The organism is Massilia sp. 05N420 (assembly GCF_056397205.1).
In genome coordinates, this window is sequence record NZ_JBFTMX010000293.1 from 1 (window position 1) to 358 (window position 358).

The 358-nt window shown below is 66.2% G+C and carries 1 protein-coding gene; it reads right to left on the minus strand.

The window, feature by feature from the left end; all coding sequences use genetic code 11:
- Positions 1–83: 83 nt before the first annotated feature.
- Positions 84–358 (minus strand): helix-turn-helix transcriptional regulator (locus AC1DIX_RS28380; protein WP_477328702.1); only part of this gene is annotated, 275 nt, incomplete at its 5' end.

Genomic DNA, 358 nt, shown 5'->3' on the forward strand with positions numbered 1-358 from the left:
GCTGCTGCCGTGTCATGTCCTGCTCCCTGGATCGAAGCCAGATGAGCGGGAAAGCAGGCCGGGGTCTTGAAGGAAATTGCAGGCTATCTGGAAGCGCCGCGGGCATAGATGCCGGGAGAGAGCCCGTAGCGCGCCGTAAAGGCCCGCGTCATATGGCTCTGATCGGCAAAGCCGCTGGCCGCCGCCACCTCGGCAAGCGGCATCTTCCGGCCGATCAACCGCCTCGCCAGATGCACCCGCGCCTGAACCAGATAGGCATGCGGCGTGAGACCGGTGGCGCGGCTGAAGGCCCGCACCAGCTGAAAACGGCTGAGCCCGCTTTCCAGCGCCAATGCGGCAAGCGAGACCGGTGCTGCCG